The sequence below is a fragment of the Schaedlerella sp. genome (assembly GCF_056796775.1).
Genome location: NZ_JBQIKP010000017.1, coordinates 40,649 through 60,690 on the forward strand (window position 1 = coordinate 40,649; position 20,042 = coordinate 60,690).

Annotated in this window: 17 protein-coding genes; 12 read left to right on the forward strand and 5 right to left on the reverse strand. The window is 49.4% G+C overall.

Annotated features, from left to right (window positions below):
* The first annotated feature begins 303 nt into the window (after positions 1-303).
* Positions 304-1,299 (forward strand): Rpn family recombination-promoting nuclease/putative transposase, encoded by a 996-nt coding sequence (locus ACTOY7_RS09825; protein WP_482670608.1) that lies wholly within the window; start codon positions 304-306, stop codon positions 1,297-1,299.
* Between the two features lie 129 nt (positions 1,300-1,428).
* Here the strand turns inward: ACTOY7_RS09825 and ACTOY7_RS09830 are convergent, their stop codons facing one another.
* Positions 1,429-2,871 (reverse strand): late competence development ComFB family protein, encoded by a 1,443-nt coding sequence (locus ACTOY7_RS09830; RefSeq protein WP_482670607.1) that lies wholly within the window; start codon positions 2,869-2,871, stop codon positions 1,429-1,431.
* Position 2,872: 1 nt separating this feature from the next.
* On the reverse strand, positions 2,873-3,661 hold the full coding sequence (locus ACTOY7_RS09835; protein ID WP_160280569.1) for a ParA family protein: 789 nt from the start codon (positions 3,659-3,661) through the stop codon (positions 2,873-2,875).
* A gap of 460 nt (positions 3,662-4,121) precedes the next feature.
* On the opposite strand from ACTOY7_RS09835, the gene fliD reads away from it, so the two are divergent.
* From fliD to ACTOY7_RS09855, 4 genes are all read left to right on the forward strand, one after another.
* The gene (gene fliD, locus ACTOY7_RS09840) at positions 4,122-6,551 is read left to right on the forward strand and encodes a flagellar filament capping protein FliD (protein WP_482670606.1); all 2,430 of its coding nucleotides are present in this window, start codon (positions 4,122-4,124) and stop codon (positions 6,549-6,551) included.
* A gap of 18 nt (positions 6,552-6,569) precedes the next feature.
* Positions 6,570-6,941, forward strand: a complete 372-nt coding sequence (gene fliS / locus ACTOY7_RS09845; protein ID WP_160280567.1) for a flagellar export chaperone FliS — start codon at positions 6,570-6,572, stop codon at positions 6,939-6,941.
* Positions 6,942-7,026: 85 nt separating this feature from the next.
* A complete protein-coding gene (locus tag ACTOY7_RS09850) occupies positions 7,027-7,443 on the forward strand; it encodes a hypothetical protein (RefSeq protein ID WP_482670605.1) in 417 nt (138 codons plus the stop codon).
* A gap of 441 nt (positions 7,444-7,884) precedes the next feature.
* Positions 7,885-8,466, forward strand: coding sequence for a hypothetical protein (locus ACTOY7_RS09855; protein ID WP_482670604.1), 582 nt, complete (start codon positions 7,885-7,887; stop codon positions 8,464-8,466).
* Positions 8,467-8,680: 214 nt separating this feature from the next.
* Here ACTOY7_RS09855 and ACTOY7_RS09860 read toward each other — a convergent pair whose 3' ends face one another.
* Positions 8,681-9,628, reverse strand: coding sequence for a C39 family peptidase (locus ACTOY7_RS09860; protein ID WP_482672152.1), 948 nt, complete (start codon positions 9,626-9,628; stop codon positions 8,681-8,683).
* A gap of 175 nt (positions 9,629-9,803) precedes the next feature.
* Here ACTOY7_RS09860 and ACTOY7_RS09865 point away from each other — a divergent pair, with 175 nt between their 5' ends.
* From ACTOY7_RS09865 to ACTOY7_RS09895, 7 genes are all read left to right on the forward strand, one after another.
* A complete protein-coding gene (locus ACTOY7_RS09865; RefSeq protein WP_300885722.1) occupies positions 9,804-10,535 on the forward strand; it encodes a cell division ATP-binding protein FtsE in 732 nt (243 codons plus the stop codon).
* A 258-nt stretch (positions 10,536-10,793) separates the two neighbouring features.
* Entirely contained in the window at positions 10,794-12,242 is a 1,449-nt protein-coding gene (locus ACTOY7_RS09870; RefSeq protein ID WP_300885723.1) for a nucleotidyltransferase family protein, read from the forward strand.
* Entirely contained in the window at positions 12,223-13,914 is a 1,692-nt protein-coding gene (locus ACTOY7_RS09875) for a methyl-accepting chemotaxis protein (RefSeq protein WP_482670602.1), read from the forward strand. Before ACTOY7_RS09870 ends, ACTOY7_RS09875 begins: the two co-directional genes overlap by 20 nt.
* A gap of 180 nt (positions 13,915-14,094) precedes the next feature.
* Complete coding sequence (locus ACTOY7_RS09880; RefSeq protein ID WP_394683039.1) at positions 14,095-14,940, forward strand: formate/nitrite transporter family protein; 846 nt, start codon at positions 14,095-14,097, stop codon at positions 14,938-14,940.
* A 387-nt stretch (positions 14,941-15,327) separates the two neighbouring features.
* Positions 15,328-16,215, forward strand: coding sequence for a pyridoxamine kinase (locus ACTOY7_RS09885; protein WP_482670625.1), 888 nt, complete (start codon positions 15,328-15,330; stop codon positions 16,213-16,215).
* A gap of 1 nt (position 16,216) precedes the next feature.
* Positions 16,217-16,750, forward strand: a complete 534-nt coding sequence (locus ACTOY7_RS09890) for a TIGR04002 family protein (protein ID WP_482670601.1) — start codon at positions 16,217-16,219, stop codon at positions 16,748-16,750.
* A gap of 17 nt (positions 16,751-16,767) precedes the next feature.
* Complete coding sequence (locus ACTOY7_RS09895; RefSeq protein ID WP_482670600.1) at positions 16,768-17,364, forward strand: TIGR04100 family radical SAM protein; 597 nt, start codon at positions 16,768-16,770, stop codon at positions 17,362-17,364.
* 107 nt (positions 17,365-17,471) lie between these two features.
* Here ACTOY7_RS09895 and ACTOY7_RS09900 read toward each other — a convergent pair whose 3' ends face one another.
* Both ACTOY7_RS09900 and ACTOY7_RS09905 read right to left on the reverse strand, forming a co-directional pair.
* Entirely contained in the window at positions 17,472-18,335 is an 864-nt protein-coding gene (locus ACTOY7_RS09900; protein ID WP_160280558.1) for a methionyl aminopeptidase, read from the reverse strand.
* 166 nt (positions 18,336-18,501) lie between these two features.
* Positions 18,502-19,731, reverse strand: coding sequence for a DUF1015 domain-containing protein (locus ACTOY7_RS09905; RefSeq protein ID WP_482670599.1), 1,230 nt, complete (start codon positions 19,729-19,731; stop codon positions 18,502-18,504).
* Positions 19,732-20,042: the final 311 nt, after the last annotated feature.

Here is a 20,042-nt window from a genome sequence, read left to right on the forward strand (position 1 = left end):
TTTTCTAACGCCATGGATAGGCAATCTCATTCCTAAAAAATCAAAGGGCAGGTCAGTGATAAAGCTTATGATTTTTCAATGTTCCCGTATTCGGAGCAGCATTTCCAGTAATGAGAAGACAACAACGTTACCGAAAAAGTAACACGACAAAAAACGATTCAGAGTGAAGAAAGAGAAAAAAGTTGTTTAATTTACAGGATGCTACTATAATAAAAATAAGCGAAGGGCCCTGAGATTTTACGCTGATTTGTTTTCCAGCACCGGATTTTTTTCTCTATTTCAGGCGAAGAAAGGAGCGGCAGTATGGAAAACACGACGAACTTTATCATGAAGCCGAAGGTGGATTTTTGCTTCAAGGAGCTGATGGAATTTGAAGAGGTCAGGCAGGGCTTTATAGCGGCGGTGCTGGGGATCGAACCAGAGGAAGTCATCAAGACGGAACTGCTTCCCACTCATCTGCGGGTAAGGCACAATAAAGACAAGCTGGGAATTTTGGATGTGCGTGTAATTCTGAACGGGGATGTCCAGCTTGATATGGAGATCCAGGTGGCAAAATTCCTGTTTTGGAGGGAGCGCTCGCTGTTCTATCTGAGCAAGATGTATTCCGATGTGATTCTGGCGGGCGAAGGCTATCATGTCCTGGGAAAATGCATCCATGTAGGGATCCTGGACTTTATTCTGTTTGAGGAAGACGAGGAGTTCTATTCCTGCTTTCACATGTGGGAAGATAAAAGGCGGCGGAAGTACAGCGATAAATTCGAGATTCATATCGTAGAACTGCCCAAGGTTGCGGAGCGCGAGTATCCGGAGACAGCGTTATTAAAATGGGCAAAATTTCTCAATGCCGAGAAAAAGGAGGAGTTTGAGATGGCAGCGAAGACAGATCCGCATATCCGGAAGGCATATGAACAATTACTGCATATGAGCGAAGATGGAAATAAACGGCTGATCTATGAGGCAAGGCAAAAGGCTATTTATGATTATAATACGCAGGTATACAGTAACTGGCATAGCGGATATGAGCAGGGTGAGAAAAACGGAATCTCTATCGGTGAGAAAAACGGAATCTCTATCGGTGAGAAAAACGGAATTTCTATTGGCGAGGAAAAGAAACTGATAGAGCAGATTTGCAAAAAGATGAAAAAGAACCTCAGTGCAAGGGAAATAGCGAATGTTCTGGAAGAGGATGAGAGAATTGTACAGAGAATATACGATACTGCACAGCCTTTCGCGCCGGATTATGATATTGAAAAAATACGGAAACGGCTGAACAAGGAAAAGAAGCAGGAAACCAACTAAAAAGAAGCTGTTGGAAAATGGCATTTGTAAACAATATACCGTTGCAAAATTCATTAGCTGCGATGAGATATTGTGGAATTGCCGTCATTTTCCAACAGCCTTTTTATGCTCAGGAGGAATTAAGAAGTCTTAATGCCTCGGATTTTCTTTTACGATCATGCAGGATTTTGTAGCCTCTACAGTGACATCCGAAATCAGCCGGTTTGTGTAATAACTGAGAAGCGGGTCAACCGCCGCCTTCGTGGTGACAATGTATTTTGGCATCAAACCATTGAGCGTCAGCGCAGTGACATCTGCTTTACAGCGGTCGCATGTGCAGACGTCAAACTGGCGCATAAAATAAATGATCTTGTCCCTTACAATATGCTCCATAACATTGATTGCGGCAAAATCAGGCTCCGGCTCGGGTCCAGGCTCCGGTTCCGGCGTCGGTACGGGGGCGGGAGCTGAAACAGCAGGTTCAGAAGCCGACTGCGAAATGGGTGCGGCTTCCTGTACCGGGTTCGCCTCCGGCGCGGCGGCAGGCGTCCGATCTGGCTGCGGGGAAACAGCAGCTTCCTGCGCAGGCACGGCAGCCTCAGCATCCTGTACAGTAACAGGCTGAGAAACCGGCACATTGTCCTGGCTGGAAGCGGGCTGAGAAACCGGCGCATTGTCCTGATCGGCAACAGACTGAGGAACCGATAAGCTCTCCTGGTCAGCAGCAGGCTGAGAAACCGGTGTACTCTCCGGAAGGGGTTCTGCTGCCGAAAGAATCAGTGATTCATCTTCTGGCTCCGGAAAAGAGTCTGCCCCGGATATATCGTCGAAAGCTTCTGCTGCATCTTCATCCAAAATCATAGCGTCTGCATTGATTTCATTCATGGAGGATGCCTGTTCCGGCTCGGGAGCGATAGGCTCGGCATCGGAAAGCAGCAATCCCTCAAGATCAATATCATCAAGAATCTCCTCTGCTTCTGTAAGAGGAAGGGCATCGGAAGAATATTCGGAATCTTCCGCGGAACCTGCATCCATTTCAGGCACAGGCGTAATATCTTTTGCGGAGGATGCCCCCGGCTGAGACTGCTTCATCTGCTTTTCAAATTCACTGGATAACTTTTGCTGAATGAGTTCCGCTACCGGATCATCCCCGGTCTTATCAATCACGGCAATATTGTTTTGGGCAGATACGACAGGAGCCGGAGCGGCAACCGGGCCGGCATTGCCGGAAACCGCCGCGGCTGATCCTCCCGGCTGTCGGGCCGGCCTGCCGGGAGCTTTCTGAGTAGCCGCACTGCCCGCAGCCGCCTGTCTGGGCTGCCTTCCGGCTGCTGTCTGAGGAGCTGCCTGCCTGGACTGCCTGCCGGAAACTGCCTGAGGAGCCGTACCATCCGAATCGGACTGAGAAACGGCGCTGCCGGAAGCTGCGTTGGCCTGAGCTGCCTGAGTAGCCGCACCGCCGGAGGCCGTCTGCGCAGCTGAACCGCCGGAAGCCTCCGATTCTATAGATGCCTGATCGTCCGCATCCTTTGCCGCGTCATGTCCTGCAAGCAGGTTCAGAACATGAGCGGTTTTGTTGCTTTTTCTGGCCATTTTATCTTACCTCCTGGAGTGTTTTGGTTCTCATCATGATTCTGATTTCCTTAATAAAACTCATATAGTCTTCTGAGGGCTTCGCGCGTGGCGCATAGTCAAATATGCTCAGGCCGTGGGCAGGCGCTTCCGCGACGGACACACTGGAACGGATCTGGGTGTCAAATACGCATGTCCCGATTTGCGAGGCAATATTTTCCGCCATCTCCTTGACCTCACGGGCCAGGACTGTTCGCGGGTTGTACTTAGTCAGAAGGATCCCCAGCACGTCCAGATGCGGGTTCAGGCTTTCACGGACAGAATCAATGGTCTCCTTGATCTGAGTAACGGCGAGAAGGCTCAAAATCTCCGGCGCCATGGGGATAATGAGATAATCTGCCATAGCATATGCGTTTACCGTCAGAATATTCAGAGCCGGCGGAGTGTCAATGATGATAAAATCATAATCATCCGCAACAGGCGCCAATGAATTTTTCAACAAAAGCTCCCGGTCTGAAAAGTTAAATTCAAGCTCCGCGCTGCTGAGCAGGATATTCGAAGTGATCACGTCGCAGTAATCGGTCGTCTGGATCGCTTCCCGCGCGGAGGTACGTCCGATCATCACGTCATGGATCGTGCGCCCTTCCTCAATGTCAAGCCCAAGGCTAAACCCCATATTCCCCTGCGGATCCAGATCAATCGCAAGTACTTTTTTATTGTAAAAAGAAACCAGGCCGGCCGCCAGAGCAGTGGATGTAGTCGTCTTGCCTACGCCGCCTTTCTGATTGGTGAGTACGATGATAGTAGCCAAAATATATTCCTCCATTCGTAAAAAAACTCATTTCGCTATTATTTAAAGTATACTATATGCCGATAAATAAGTACAGAATAAAATAAAATTTATCAGTGTGTATTTGCTTTCTGCCGTTGTTACTATACGTGGTCTGACCGGCCGCTCATAGTAACGGCATCTGCTATTTAAAACCAACTTCGGTGATGGAGCAGATGTCCCGCTCCATCATTTTTCTGGCGGATATTCTGTTTCGGCCAGAGGCAGAGCGTTATGCGGGGAAGGCAATATATAGCTACCAGTTCACAAAAGATTGCAGTAGATTTTGTCATGCAATTGTATGATCGAGGAGGCGGAAGCCGAATTTCAGGCATTCAGGATCTGAGAATCTGCGTTTTCAGCGTTTCATTTCAGGTTTTAGGAATCGGATCTTCCGGCGGGCGGTCATGGAGAATATGAAGAGAAGAAGGAGAGGATTGATATGGCATCAGTAGGTTCATTAAGCAGTTCAACAAGTAATAGTATTCGTGGTTACGGCGGTCTGGCCAGCGGCCTGGACAGAGACGAATTAATCAAGGGAATGACTCTTGGCACGACATCAAAGCTGAATCAGCAGGAGCAGAAAAAGCAGAAGATCGAGTGGATGCAGGAAGCAGTCCGCGCAATCAGCGACAAGATGATCAGTTTCCATGGAAAATATACGGAAACCCTGACTTCTCCTACCAACCTGTTCAGCTCCCTGCTCTGGGGTCGGAATAAGATCACGACGTCTGGGGATAACAGCAAGTATGTGTCAATATCCGGGACGGCAAGCGGGGCGGATGCTATGACCATTATGGGCATTAAGCAGAAGGCTCAGAATGCATCGTTGTCTTCCACAGGGAAGCCTGCCAGTACAATGACATCAGAAAGTATTGACTTTTCTGATGTCCAGACTTTAAAAAACCAGACTCTGGAATTTTCATATGCAGGCAAAGATTACAAAGTATTATTGAATGAGGGGGATTATTCTACTGTAGATAATGCAGTAAGCTCCATTCAAAATATCTTAAATAAAACAGATGTTGGAGAAGGCAAAAAATTAGGAGATGTTATTAAAGTAACAAGAGATGGAGACGCTTTTAAAATTGAGGCTAATGAGAAGATAGTAGGCGATAAGCCAACTGTGTTGAAGGGTGGCACAGCGCTGGAATATATGGGAATAGAAAATAAGGAAGTGAATTTTTCTGACGGAACACAAGGGCCTGTATCAAGTGATACAAGTAAGATAGACCTCGAAAAAACTTGGGCTGAGAGGGTGAAAGGCCAGACTTTGACATTTTCATATAATGGGACGGAAGCAAAGATCGAGATAGCAAATGATGCTAATACATTAGAAGAAGTACAAAAGTCCCTTCAAAAGTCCCTTGACGCAAAATTCGGAAAGGACAGAGTGTCGGTAGATATCAAAAATAAGGATGATAGTGGTAATGCTATAACGCCGAAACTTACCTTTAGGACAACGATTCCTGGAGACGGAGCGACAAAAGAAACGGATGATTCGTCTATTTTAAAAGTTACAGGTGGGAATTATGAGACTTTATCAGCATTGGGATTAAGGGCCGGATTGTCAAACAGAACAAATTTTGATGAAAAGGTAGATTTATCAGCATTTGGACCAGCAGAAGAGAAGGAAATACCAGTAAAAGATAAGGATGGCAATGATACTGGAGAAACAGTGAAGGAGTACTGGTATAAATTTAAACTTAACGGAGAAGACATTCAAGTTCGGGGTGATGAAAATGGCTTCGCAACTAAAAAAGATTTAATTAATGCAATCAATAACAGTAATGCAAATGTAACCGTAACCTATCAGGAAGCAGCAGATAAGTTCACATTTACATCGAAGGTAAATGGTGCAAGTGGTGTGATTGATTTTAGCAAAAACTCTGTTGATGCCAACAATAAATTGAGCGAGGTTTTTGGTTTAAATAGAGACAAAATGAATGACTCAGTACGCGGTCAGGATGCTATTGTTGCCGTAAAATACGCAGGTTCAGATCAGGAAGTAGAACTGCGGAGAGATTCCAATACATTTACAGTAGATGGTCTTACAATTGCATTAAAAGGTGAGTTTGGTTATAAGAAAAATGATGCTGGCGAGTTAGAAAGAGATCATTCTGTTGATGCAGTAGAAATCAATGCTTCCGTAGACGTTGACAAACTGATGGACACCATCAAGTCCTTCGTAGCAGACTACAATGCGATCGTTGATCTGGTAAACGGCGAACTGACTACGAAGCACGACAGGGATTACGATCCGCTTACATCTGACCAGAAAGCTGAACTGTCTGAGACTGAGATCTCAAAATGGGAGACAAAGGCGAAGGAAGGTCTGCTCTACGGCGACAGTGACCTGAGGTCATTGAGTATGGATCTGCGTGTGGTTGTCAGCGGCGGGCTTCTGGTAGAATTTGAGAAGATTGGAATCAATCTTTCCAGCAGCTATTCTGATAACGGTAAGCTTAGCATTGATGAATCAAAACTGCGTGCGGCACTGGAGACGGATCCGGAGAAAGTGCAGAATCTGTTCACTTCGAAAGAAGGCGGAATTGGTGCGGATGGAAAGCCGACTTCTAACGGACTTGCAACAAACCTTAAGTCCGTCATGGACAAATATGTAAAGACGGTCGGTTCTATGGAGACCAAGGGTATCCTGATCCGGAAGGCCGGATCCAAGAGCGCTGCTCAGAGCCTTACGCAGAACACATACTATGATCAGCTGACAGCTCTGGATAAGCTGATCAACCAGCTGAAAACCCGGCTGAAGACAGAACAGGACCGTTATATTTCACAGTTCTCTACCCTGGAGACTATGATCGCAAACATGAACAGCCAGTCCAGCTACCTGAGCTCCATGGGAGGATATTAAACCGAAAAGGGGAAAAGAATGTATCAGAATGGATATGAACAGTATAAGATGCAGTCTGTAAACACGATGACAAGCGGGGAAATGCTCCTGCTTCTCTACGATGAGCTGCTCAAGCGTCTCACCAGGGCGCAGGTTGCGTTGGAAGATGAAAATTATGATTTGTTTAATCAATCAGTTCAGAGATCGAAGGAGATCGTACAGTATCTTGACTTTACTTTGAATATGGATTACAAGATCAGTTATGAACTGAGGAGAATGTATGAATTTTTCCTCTTTGAGCTGAGCCGGCTGCAGGCCGGAAGAAAAGTAGCTGTGATCCAGGAACTGAAGCCCCTTGTGGGGGATCTTCGGGATGCGTTTAAAGAAGCCAGTAAGACGGCTGCTGTGTAAAAAACTAAATTGACAGATTCATGTTACAGGCCGCCGGTTTTATCCGGGGCCTGTAATACGATATGGGAGAGGACACATAAGGCATATGGAAAATAGAGAAGAATTTCTGTCAGAGGTCCTGATAAGGGTACAGCGGAATTATGTACATATGGTAGAGATTGAGAGGCTGACAAAGGATATGGCAGATTCTTTATCGAGAAATGACAAGGAGTCTGTCGAGCTGCTCTTAAAAATGCGAGGCGAGGAAATGGATCAGGTCAGTACCGCGAAGCATGAGATTCAGACGATCCTTGAGGCATTGGATTCGGAGGAAAGAGAAAAGTTCCGTTCCTGGCTGAACGGTGGGGGTCAGGAGCAGTATGCGCCGGACAGCTTCGAGGCCAGGAAGATTGCCGAGCTGAGCGGTCAGACGCAGCAGGTACTGAACCGGACAATCAGTCTGGATAAAGTACTGAACTCAAAAGTTGCAGGAAAAGAATCTTACTATCAGACAAATTCATAAATAGAGAGAAGACAGGGCGGTCGTGAAATTACGAAATGTCTGCTGTATAGGTAAGGGGCATCAGATGCCGTCAGAAACTACTGCAGATAAACAGTACTTTCCGACCGTCTTCGAAAGTTCAGCTGCGCTGCAGGCTAAATTCTGATCTGTAGCCATTCATAATAAATATTTGGGACAAAAAACAGAAAACGCTTGTAAATATCTGTGTCCCATGTTATCATCATTGCAAAGCATAAGGATTCTAAAGTTCTATTTCTGTTGATTTCTTATCATTCAACATTTCAGAAAATCTATGCTTATTTCAATACTTTTAAAACAGCATAGGGTTTTTGAATCGCTGACAGAGTGTTTTATACAAACCGTACAGGAATGAATGTCTGCTTTTTAAAGGCCCGGAAAAGGAGGCCCACATGAGCGAAAAACAAATAAGCGGATAACGGAGTGAATGCATCCAGCAGCACCGATACTGCTAAAAGCAATGTGGATAAGGGAAGTGATACTGCTGTAAAAACCGTCAAAGCTTTCAGCGAGATCGGTCGGATCCTGCAGCAGGAATCACCGCTCCTGGAATTAAAGGTGCTGGTGATCAACATCAATCCGGGCAACAATCAAGAATTTCTGGATCAGTGTCCGACACTGCGGGAATATATGAAATATGTGGAATGCGTTCGAAGTTACTGCGGCAATATGGATCTGAAAGAAGCCGTGCAACGTGCGGTGGATGAATGCATCAAAGATGGAATCCTGGCAGATTTCCTGAGAAAGAACAAAGCGGAGGTGATTGCCATGAGTATTTTTGAATATGATGAAAAAGAAGTGCTTGATTACCTCCGGGAAGAAGAACGGGCGATTGGAAGAATAGAAGGCAAAGAAGAGGGCAGGGCAGAAGGCAAAGAAGAGGAAGCACAAAGATATGGGAGATTAATCCTTCATCTGACAAATGAAGGGAAAAGCAACCTGATTGTCAAAATTGCAGCTGACGATGCATTGCGCGAACGGTTGTACAAGGAATATGAATTGTAAGAGATTGTCGCATCGTTACTGGTTTATTACTAATTGTAAGGATCAGGGGAGTGTCAGAATTTTCCTGTGAATATTCGCAAAACGCCTGGTTTATGAAGACTGTAAGAGATCGACAGATCGTGACTGGTACATCTCATATCCTTTTGCAGCCTCAGTGCACAATGGAACTGTGGTTATAAAAGGTTTGTGATGTACCAGTATGTTTTTGCGGATATTATCTGGGGGTAATGCTCCAAACCGGCCCGCCCGCCGTAGCTGTGGTGAGCAGTTCATCCAGAATCAGCTGTACATCCCATGCGGCCTGTGTCCGTTCCAGCCTTGCGGGATCGGCGACCCGGACCTGGCTGCCGGACCAGTCCTCGGTAATGATGATGAAATGTCCGCTGTCTGAAAAATGCCCGGGGCCCATCAATGCCACCAGGATATGTCCGTTTTTCAGCTCGGACATTACGCCTTCTGCTGTCAGGTTCTGGAAGGATTCGGCCTGGAGGCCGAAGGCCGCGGCGCCTTCAAGAATAAATTCGTGCCTGGTGCCGTAGCCGGAGGACCAGTAGTGGTTGGCAGCCGCCCATGCGGCCATGTCCGGAGGCTGGATGGTATGCTCTGTAAAGCTGGTCACCAGCATGGCCATTACGGTGGGCCCGCAGCCGTAGACCGCGAGGGGATCGCTGCCGCCGTAGGGATAATTGGCCCAGCGGGAATCAGACTGGTTATAATAGGTCAGAGTGCCGATGCTGGTAGTCAGGGACAGAGTGAACTCTCCTGCCGAAGCGGCCGTATTTTCCAAAGGCTCGGGTGTTGCCAGATCTCCCAGGGGAACTCTCTGTCCGCCTGCGTCTATGGCAGACTGCGCGCCGGGAATCGTGCCGTCTGTGCCGGGAATCCCGGGAGTATTTCCTAAAGAGAAATCTCCGGCAGTCGAATGATCTGAAGAAGGATCCACGTCGGAAACATTTTCCAGAGAGGAATCCATGCCGGAAGAGTTTCCAAGCGCAGAATCCATGCCGGAAGTATTTCCTAAAGAAGGATCCGTGCCGAAAGCGCATCCGGAAAAGAAACCTGCGCCAGCGGCGGTCATATGTGTCTGAGAGAAAGAGATACAGAATAAAATTGTCAGAAAAAAGATTCCGCATAATATTTTCTTTTTCATTTTTTTCTCCATATTCTTATAATCTATTGACTGTTCCGATTAAAAAAAGTATATTTATATTATATCCTGTTTTCTATATAAATGGTATGAAAAGTTTATACTATATGGATAGCCCCACGGTTTGATGACTGTTGTTTACATGTATCGTATATCGGAACTTGTGGAAAAAAATTAAGGTAGGGAGTGTATGGCACAAATTATTTTTGATCATGTGACAAAAAGGTTTGGGGATGAGACCGCGCTGGAAAATGTATCCTTTGAGATCGAAAAAGGGGAATTTGTTTTTGTGATCGGCAGGAGCGGCGCGGGAAAAAGTACTCTGCTGAATCTGATCATGAAGCAGGAGGAGGCCACATCCGGGCGGATCACGGTCAATGGGCGCAGGCTGGACATCATGAAGAGGAGAAAGATCTCCGCGCACCGCCGGCGGATCGGGATTGTATCCCAGGAGGTGGGACTGCTGAAAAACCGCTCCGTCTATGACAATATCTTATTTGCGCTGTGGGCCACGGAGCATGGCAGCGCGCAGATGAAGAAGACGGCTATGCGCGTGCTCGGCCTGGTGGGCCTGGTGGGAAAATCGGAGTCATTTCCTGACGAGCTGTCCGGCGGAGAGCAGGCGAGAGTGCTTTTGGCAAGGGCTCTTTCCACCAGCCCGGACATCCTGATCGCGGACGAGCCGACGGCCAATCTGGATCCTGACGCTTCCTGGGACCTGATGCAGCTCCTGGCGGAGGTGAATTACCAGGGAATGACGGTTGTGGTCGCCAGCCATGCCAGGGATCTGGTTACGATCATGAAAAAACGGTGTATTTCGCTGGTTTCCGGTATGGTTGTGGCGGATGAAAAGAACGCGATATACAATCAAAAGGCCACGGATATATTTGAGGAAAGGAGGATCTTGTCAAGAAAGCGGTAGTAGGCGAAGGAAAAGGCGCCTGTGGTTCCGTTACTGTAAGCGCCCGGCTAGGGTGTGAACAGTAACATGGTTCCTATTTGCAGTGCGGTCAGTTATAGCAGATGATCGGGGAAAGGCCGGCAATCAAGAAAAAGCATTCTGGTCAAGAAAAAAGCTGAAAAAACATTATATTTGTCGGGAAATATCCGATAACTATAGAAGGGCTAATTTTTGTGACGCTGGAAGGAGGGACCAATTATTAATTATGAAATCAGATATATGCTGATGCTGCTGGGGGCCATAATTAATCAAAAACCGGTCCAAACCTCGAGAAGATATGTAAATTGGGATAAGATCTTAAGCGTTTCCGATTACCAGAATGTGGTCAATCTTGTTTATCTGGGAATCCTGGGACTGGAGAAAGAGATCTCAGAAGCGTGCGGGGAAGAGTTTTATCAGAAGTATAAGAGGGAGCTTCTTTTGTATGAATCGTACCAAAAGGCGGAAGAAGTGATCCTCTGGCAGTTGGAGAGGCATGGGATTGACGCGCTGCTGCTGTCGGATACGAGTGTGAGGGAATTGTACCCGCTGCCGGAGATGGCGTCTTTCAGTCAGATTGAGATACTTGTAGACAAGAAGAAGCTGGCTCAGGTCTACAGACTGATGCGGGATATGGACTATGAGCAGGCGGATGACAGGCTGGAAAAGGGAAATGTATACGTGAGGGTGCCGGGGATCCGGGTTGTATTTTACGGTGAGGTTCCGATTGAGAATAAGGTTCTTAAGCGTTATTTTTCCGGTCCCATCAGGAAGTATCTGCGTATGGAAAACTGCGGCCCGCAGAATGCGCCGCGCCGGGGGGCGCTGCATCTGGCCGGTGCTGCTTCGGCAAAGTATCGTTTTATACATATATTGTCTGATGAGGAAGAATATGTATATCGCGCGGGAAGACTGGTCGAGCTGTACCTGACAGGGGTGCTGAAGATCAGGGATATCCTGGAATTTTGGCTGTTCAGGAAGGTATTGGATGAAGCTTTTCCATGGAAAGCGGTGAAGGACCTTCTGGAAAAGGCAAAGTGGACGGAATTTGTCCGTCAGGCCGAGGTGCTTTCTTCGCTCTGGTTTGAAGAGGGCGTAAGGCAGCAGTACGGGATCGCGCTGGAACTGGAGGAATATATCCTCCTGCACGGTCAGGAGAATAACCACCTGGATAAGGTCCTCCTGCCGAATGAAAAGGTCAGGCTGGATTTTTACCGGCGCGACAGAGAAGAAGAATGGCTTCTCAAAAAGAGGGAGTGGATGTTTCCACCGAGAGATTATATGTGCCAGTTTTTCCCAATACTGGACAGGTATCCATTTTTACTCATTTTTTGCTGGGGCATCCGGAATGTCCGCATCTATTACAGGATGCTGGCGGCCCGATGTGAAAAGATGTGGTTTCGGCTCAGCGTAAAATGTTTGGATATAAGAGAAAAGATAAAGACGCGGTTCCGAAAAAGGGAAGAAGAACCGGAAGAATTGCTTTCCGCAGATGCCGCGGACGAGTCAGAGACTCAGGAATCCGGAGACTGCGGCGGATCAGGACAGTCAGAGCCGGAGCAAAATGAAAAACAGCCGGTCATAACAGGAACGGCAAAAGAAAAAGAACCGGAAAGCAGCGCCGATTCAGGCAATGCGGAGCCGGAAATGACAGAAGGAGACGGGCAAGTTGAAGAATTTAAAGATTAGAAACAAATTGTATGTATCTTTTGCGATGGTATTGATCTTAACGGTCATAATTTCAGTTTTTTCCGTTTTGCAGCTGAGAAAGGCGAACAGTAACCTGAATGCCTGCATGACCGGACCTGTTGCGGCGGATGACGCTGTACAGAACAACCGGATCGCTACAAATGAGGCAGCGAAGCATGTGCGTGATATGTATATCAGCGGGAGAGTCGGAACAACGGAGAAGCAGACGATTGAGGAGGATGTTGCCTCTATCGAAAGTAATTTTGAAGTGCTTGAGAGTTCCAAGGATCTGAACCAGGACGAGGTGGCTGCATATAAGACGGCTGTTAATGACTGGCTTTCAGAGGCAAATGATATTATTGCTATGCTGGAAAGGGGCGATCAGGACGGCGCGAAGGATGCGATCCTGAATAAGTGTACCCCGGCACTGGAAAAGGTAATCCAGCTGGCAAGGCCTTTGAGTGATAAATCTTCGAGCATGCGTGCGGATGCACTGCAGGAAAGCTATGAGTCGACCAACACCAGCATGTTCCTCCTGATCGGTATGGTGGTGATTGCGGTGATCCTTGCGCTGGTGATCTGCGGAAGAGTAACGTCAACGATCGTGAAGCCGGTATTGGAGATCGAGAAGGCGATGGAAGGCCTGGCGGAAGGCAATATGACTCAGGAGCTTGAATATGAATCAAGAGATGAGTTTGGAACGCTGGTGAAGAATGTAAAGGCTACCTGCACCGCTCTGGAAGGAGTTGTGGATGATCTCAGAAATCTTCTGGACGAGATGGCAAAGGGGAACTTTGATATCCGCGCGAATCAGGAGCTGTATAAGGGCGACTTTATTCCGCTTCTGGAATCAATCCGCCGTATGAATATTAACCTGAGTGACGTTATGCGTCAGATCAATGATGCTTCCGACCAGGTGGCAAGCGGAGCAGACCAGGTATCCTCCGGCGCGCAGGCGCTTTCTCAGGGCGCGACACAGCAGGCAAGCTCCGTGGAAGAGCTGGCTGCAACGGTCAACGAGATTTCCAGAGAGGTCAGCAATACCGCTCAGAACGCGAAGGACGCAAGCGGCAAGGTGACAGAGGCCCAGAGCAAGCTTTCTGTTTCCAATGAGCAGATGCAGGATATGATTGATGCTATGGGCGATATCAGCCAGAAGTCCGGCGATATTGGTAAGATCATTAAGACCATTGAAGATATTGCGTTCCAGACCAATATTCTGGCGCTGAACGCGGCAGTTGAAGCTGCGCGCGCGGGCGAGGCGGGCAAGGGCTTCGCGGTTGTGGCTGACGAAGTGCGGAACTTGGCTTCCAAGAGTGCGGAGGCGGCAAGCAATACGACGGCTCTGATCGAAGGAACGATCGCTGCGGTAGAGAATGGGACGGAGATTGCGGGCCGGACTGCGGAGGCAATTTCAGCTACGGTAGAAAGCACCAGAAGCGCGGTTGACTATGTGGATAAGATCACGACAGCGGCAGAGAGCCAGGCAGAGGCGATCTCACAGGTTACGACCGGTATGGATCAGATTTCCAGCGTGGTGCAGACCAACTCTGCTACATCTGAGGAGAGCGCGGCGGCCAGCGAAGAGCTGTCCAGCCAGTCACAGCTTCTGAAGTCACTGGTGACACGGTTTAAGTTGAGAACCAATCAGTCGGGCCCGTCATCTAAATAATACATATCTTGTAAAACAGCCGAATGGCCATAAGGGGATGCCTTTTGGCATGGCATGAAAGTGTTGACGAATAAGGAATCCGGATGTGGATTCCTTATTTTTATAACAGTTCGTGTGCGGCAAAGGGGGATCGAGACTGCGGCCATTTCACAAGGGCTGATTTCGGATCGGAGGTGCAGAGTGCAAACATATTTTAATAGTCCGGCGGAGGTTGTGGAAGCCAATATGAAAGGGGCTCAGGGGAAGGCCGCGCTGTCTGCCCGAAAAATGATCCTGCTTGGAATGCTGGCCGGGGCGTTCATTGCGCTGGGCGGAGCGGCAAGCAGTACGGCGGCCCATGGGATTGCGGATGTAGGGCTTGCGAGGGCAGTGAGCGGGATGATTTTTCCGGTGGGGCTGATGATGGTCATTTTGCTGGGCGGTGAGCTGTTTACGGGGAATTGTCTGATGGTCATGGCAGCATTGGACGGGCGCGTGGCCTGGGGGAGAGTGCTGCGGAATCTGGTCATAGTTTATCTCAGCAATCTGACCGGTGCCGTTTTGATCGCCGTGCTGTTGTATCTCAGCGGCAATCTGAATTATTCCGGCGGATTACTGGGGGCATATACGATCAAGACCGCAGTTGCGAAGGCCGGGATCGCGCCGGCGCAGGGAATCGCGTCGGGGACGCTCTGCAATTTTCTGGTCTGCGCAGCAATCTTGATGGCTGCGGCGGCGAGGGATATTGCGGGGAAGATCTGGGCGGTATTTTTTCCGATCGGGGCGTTTGTGATCGGCGGATTTGAGCATTGTGTGGCAAATATGTTTTATATTCCGGCCGGGATGCTGGCGGCAATGAATCCGGCTTATGCGGCAAAAGCTCAGGAGGCTTATGGGATCACGACGGAGCAGCTGGGAGTCCTGAACGGATGGAACGGGGGATGCAGCCTTCTTTTTGTAACAGCGGGAAATGTGATCGGAGGAATGGTGCTGGTCGGGATTCCGTTGTTTCTGGCGAACCGCGGTATCCGTTCGGGAGAAAAATGATTTAGGCGCGATATATTTCAGGAGAGAAAAATCCTGGATCGCATCATAATATCGGACTGTAAAATAATATCGGACTGTAAAATAATATCAGACTGTAAAATAGTATCGGACCGCATCATAATGTCGGATTGTTGAAAAAGAATAAAAAGTGGATTGGTTGAATATCATATAACTGGCTGTTTTGAAATATCCAGTTGTGTGATATTCTTTTTTATACCTGATATTTGGCAGCAGGAGTTTTCCGTAAACGGAGATATCTATGAAACGGATTAGATGTGTATTAGGTGTGCGGAAGCAATTTCTTGTCCAAAATGGATTTCATGACGTTCTTTTCTGGTTTTTTCAGAAAAATAAGTTAATGATACAGAGTTTTTAAGGAGATGGATGATGGCGAAAAAGATTGCGGTTATCAATGATCTGTCGGGATTTGGGCATTGCTCGCTGACGGCGGCGATTCCGACGATTTCTGTGATGGGGGTTCAGCCCTGTCCCCTGCCGACGGCAGTGTTAAGCGCGCAGACGGGGTATCCCAGCTATTACTGCGACGACTATACGGAGAAGATGGAATATTTCCGGCAGGAATGGGAGAAGATGCGGGTGCGGTTTGACGGGATCTATACGGGGTTCGTGGCAAGTGAAGCGCAGATCCGGCATATTTTTCGGTTTTTGGATACATTTTATAAGGAACCCACATTTCTTCTGGTGGATCCGGTCATGGGGGATGAGGGACGGGTATATAAGCTGTTCACTCCGGGACTGATGCAGCGGATGAAGGAGCTGGCCCTGCGGGCGGATGTGGTGACGCCGAACCTGACGGAGCTGTGCCTCCTTGCGGAAGCGGATTATGAGGAGCTGGGGAAGCTGAAAGGGGAAAGAGAGATTTCGGAGGCGGCGGGGGAGCTGGCGGAAAAGCTGATGGAATCCGGGCCGGGAACTGTTGTCGTGACAGGGATCCGGTTTGAAGACGCGGAAAGCGGGGAACGGATGATCGGGAATCTGGCTGTGGACCGAAACGGCAGGAGGATGTCTGTGTTTCCCTGTATCGGAGGGAGCTTTTCCGGAACCGGGGATCTGTTCGCGTCCATCATTGCCGGCGGACTTGCCAGGGGGGATGACATTTTCCAGACCATGGACCTTGCGGGGGAATTCATTGAAAGGGCGATGAAGGACTCCATGGCTGAGCAGGTGGACCGCAATGACGGGACGAATTTTGAAAAGTATCTTGGGATGCTGATCCGCGGGCGGCAGGAGTACAATGAAAACAGGAGGATTTGAGATGATGGACAACAGACGGGGAAGCGCGGCAGCCTCGAAGCTTGTGACAGCGGGATTGTTTGCGGCAATGATCACGATCATGACGGCATATATTTTCCATATTCCATATGGGGCCAACGGCGGATATATCCATTTTGGAGACGCGCTGATCTATCTGGGGGCAGTATTTCTTCCCAGGCCGTATGCGCTGGCTGCGGCGGCGATCGGGGGAGGAATGGCGGATATCCTGACGGTGCCGGTATGGGCGCCTGCCACGGTGATCATTAAGATGCTGATCGTGCTGCCGTTTACATCGAAGGAGGGGAGGATCCTCTGCGCGCGCAACATTGCGGCGCCGTTTCTGGCCGCTGTGATCTCTGCGGCCGGGTATTATCTGGCGGAGGGGATTTTGTTCGGATCTTTTGCGGCTCCGCTGGCATCGCTGGCGGGAAGTGCGGTGCAGTCGGGAGGAAGCGCGGTGATCTTTCTGACGCTGGCGGCCGCTCTGGATAAGATGCATATGAAGAGTCTGGCAAAGCAGATGCTGAGGCTGTAGAAAGGAGAAGAGAAAAAATGTCGGAGATTTTGTATACGTATCAGGATCAGGTATATGTCAATCTGACCAATCAATGTGACTGCAGCTGCCGGTTCTGCATCCGCAGCCATCACGACGGGGTGGGGGACGCGGATACGCTGTGGCATGAGCAGGATCCGAAGCTGGAGGAGGTCAAGGCTGCAATGGACGCGTTTGACTTTTCCGGCAGGAAGGAGCTTGTGTACTGCGGCTATGGAGAGCCGACCTGTGCGCTGGAGAATCTGGTGGAATCGGCCAGATATGCGAAGGAGAGGTATGGTCTGTGGATCCGGCTGAATACGAACGGGCTGGGAAATCTGTATCATGGAAGGGACATTGTTCCGATGCTGGCGGAGGTGGTGGATTCCATTTCGATCAGCCTGAATGCGCCGAATAAAGAGGAATATATGGAAGTCACCCGGCCGCGGTTTGAGGACGCGTTTGAGGGAATGCTGGCATTTACGGCGGAATGCGCAAAAAGGATCCCGCAGGTGAAGATGACGGTGGTGGATGTGCTGCCGGAGAGGGACATTGAGGACAGCAGGAAGCTGGCGGAATCGCTGGGAGTGGAGTTGCGGGTGAGAAAATTTGTGTAGAAGGTTTGCCTGCGCTGTGAGAGAGTTATTTGTTAGAAACGGAAAAGGAATTGAAAATGCGCGCTGCGGGAGGACAAATACAGGCCGCAGGCGCATTTTTTTGGTTTTTATTTGGTAAGAACCTCGGCGCCGGTCTCGGTGATCAGCACCATGTATTCGATCTGCGCGGACAATCCGTCATCGATGGTGTAAACGGTCCAGTCATTGTCTTCGTCTACGAAGAAATCGGGGCTGCCTTCGTTGACCATGGGTTCGATGGTGAACATCATGCCGGGCACCAGGAGCATTTCGCTGCCTTTGGGAGTTACGTAGCTGACAAAGGGTTCTTCATGAAATTCCAGACCGATCCCGTGTCCGCCAATCTCCTCCACTACGGAATAGCCGTTTGCCTGGGCATGGGAGTTGATGGCGTCAGCAATATCTCCCAGATGTCCCCAGGGCTTTGCCTGGGCCAGGCCGAGATGAACGCATTCTTCCGTTACGCGGATGATGCGCTCGGCGCGCTCGGAAATCTTTCCCAGAGTGAACATGCGGGACGCGTCGGAAAAGTAACCGTCCAGGCTGGTGGACACGTCTACATTGACAATATCGCCCTCCCGCAGGATGATGTTTTCATCCGGAATGCCGTGGCAGACTTCGTTGTTGATAGAGGTGCAGACGCTTTTTGGAAATCCCTGGTAGTGGAGCGGCGCAGGGATCCCGCCGTGGCTGGTGGTAAAATCATATACGATCCGGTCGATCTCCGCGGTGCTCATGCCGATATGGATATGCTTCTCCACCTCGTCCAGTACAGCTGTGTTTAACGCTGCGCTTTCCTTGATCTTTTCAATCTGAAAGGGGGTTTTTAAAAGCTCTCTCTTTGGAACGATCTCGCCCCGGTCGGCATGTAACAGGATTTTTTCTTCGATCGGCATGTGGCATTTTTTATATTTTTTGCCGCTGCCGCACCAGCATGGATCATTTCGCTGCATTTTCATTACCTCTCTTTTCCATTTACGAATGATATAATTTAACATATGTCCGCATTCCTTATATAAGTATACGATCAAAGGGCACGCCCGGAACATCATGGCATGAATAGATTATCCGTGTACTGCCTGTAACGTCTGCGGGACAGGCGCTGTGTCCGATGATGGATCAAAAACGGTGAATAAATAATCCGCTCCGCAGCTTGGGCTCGAACCAGGTGGACTTGGGCGGCATCAGGCGGCCGGAATCCGCCACTGAGAGCAGTTCTTCCATTGAAGTGGGATACATGGCAAAGGCCGCGTTCTCTGTGCCTGCATCTGTCAGCCGAACCAGCTCCTCCAATCCCCGGATTCCGCCTATGAACCGGATCCGAGGGTCAGTCCTGGGATCCTGGATGCCGAACAGCGGGCCGAGAACAGTATTTTGCAGAATGGACACGTCCAGGTCATCTACCGGATCCTGGGTGTACAGATCTGCATGTGCCGTAAGCGCATACCAGACGCCGCCGAGGTACATGGCGATCTCGCCTTTGTGCCCGGGATGCCGGGGGCCGGACAGTTCCCGAATGTCAAAATGTCTGCTGACTGCGTCCAGCAGTTCTTCGCGGGTGTGTCCGTTCCATCCGGTGACGACCCGGTTGTAATCGTAAATCCGCAGCTCATCCGCGGGGAAGAGTACGGAGAGGAAGTAGTTAAATTCCTCATCCCCGGTATAATCCGGGTGTGCCTCCCTGCGTTTGAGACCGGCTTTTACTGCGGAGGCGGCACGGTGATGGCCGTCTGCGATATAAATATGCCCGATCCCGGCGAATAATTCCGTGACGGCTTCGATATTTTGCTCCAAACGCCATACCTGATGGCGGATCCCGTCCTCTGCAGTGAAATCGTAGAGCGGAGCGGAGGCTTTTTCGGCTTCCGTAAGCTGCCTCAGGCCCGGATCAGGACGGTAGGTCAGAAAAATGGGGCCGGTCTGGGCGCTCAGCGTGTCCACATGGCGGATTCGGTCCAGCTCCTTTTCTTCCTTGGTATTCTCATGCCTGCGGATGGTCCCGTTCAGATAATCGTCGATGGAGGCGCATCCCACGATGCCGGTCTGGGTGCGTCCGGCAAAGGTCAGGGCGTAGAGATAGTAGCAGGGCTCGGGGTCTTCGATAAACGACTCGTCTGAGAGCATTTCCCGGAGAGTGTCACGGGCGCGCTCGTAAACCTGCGGGGAATACATGTCGGTATCATCCGGAAACTGGGTCTCCGGGCGGTCTATCTTCAAAAAGGAAAGGGGGTTCTGCCGGACTGCTTCTTTGGCTTCTGCCCGGTTGTAAACGTCATAGGGGAGGGCGGCGATGGAGGAAGCTTTTTCCTTCGATGGCCGCACGCTCCGGAAAGGACGGATGGTTGGCATAAGTGAGTGCTCCTTTTCTGGGGAATTTAGGAGCAGTAGAAAAATAAGTGATACAGATAGACAAGCCAAGATGTGTCAGTTATTTTTCTACTACTCTTTATGTTATCCGCCCGGCGATCGGCGCAGAGACGGATCGGAGGGGGATATACAACGGTGTAAATTCATGCGGAATCTGACAGATTCATTGCATGCCTTCTTATTTTATGCAATTATGGGGTGCATGTCAATTGGTTCTGGGGGAAAAAGTGGAAAAAGGATAGGGAAGGGTTACTGTGAGCACCCGGCTAGGGTGTGAACAGTAACAGGGAAGG